Below are 404 nucleotides of genomic sequence, written 5' to 3'. Positions count from 1 at the left end.
AAGTTAAGTATCTAAACCGTCAGTTGGATAAGGATCTTGATACCACTCTAAAAGCAGCTTGATTTAAATATAATAAAGCCCTCCCCCTCGAGGGCTTTTTCCATCACGTCCCCACCTCCCCCTGCCTCACATTCCACACCGAATCTGCCGGCATCTGGACACGGACAGATATAGACCGACCGACAGGAATATCAATCGGGTCACCATCAGCGTAACCCTCTCGTACATTTCGGGCGAATTCTGGCGCGTCTGCGTGCTCTCGATGGTAGGTCATGATTTTGATGGCACCATCGGGTAGCACGCGATAATCCACCCAAATCAACGGTAATTTATTTTTGCACAGGGGTATCTCAACCCCGCCATCGACCCCGCCCCATGCGGCGTCGGCATTAAATCCCAGCACG

The 404-nt window shown here is 51.2% G+C and carries 1 protein-coding gene; it reads right to left on the bottom strand.

All coding sequences use genetic code 11. From position 1 onward, the window contains the following. Positions 1-103: 103 nt before the first annotated feature. A partial coding sequence (locus Xentx_RS18305; protein ID WP_479688421.1) for a phage tail fiber protein occupies positions 104-404 on the bottom strand: 301 nt, incomplete at its 5' end.

The organism is Xenorhabdus thuongxuanensis, from assembly GCF_001908095.1.
GTDB classification, from domain to species: domain Bacteria; phylum Pseudomonadota; class Gammaproteobacteria; order Enterobacterales; family Enterobacteriaceae; genus Xenorhabdus; species Xenorhabdus thuongxuanensis.
Note: the sequence above shows the minus strand (reverse complement) of the source record. Positions and strands in the feature narration are given on the sequence as shown.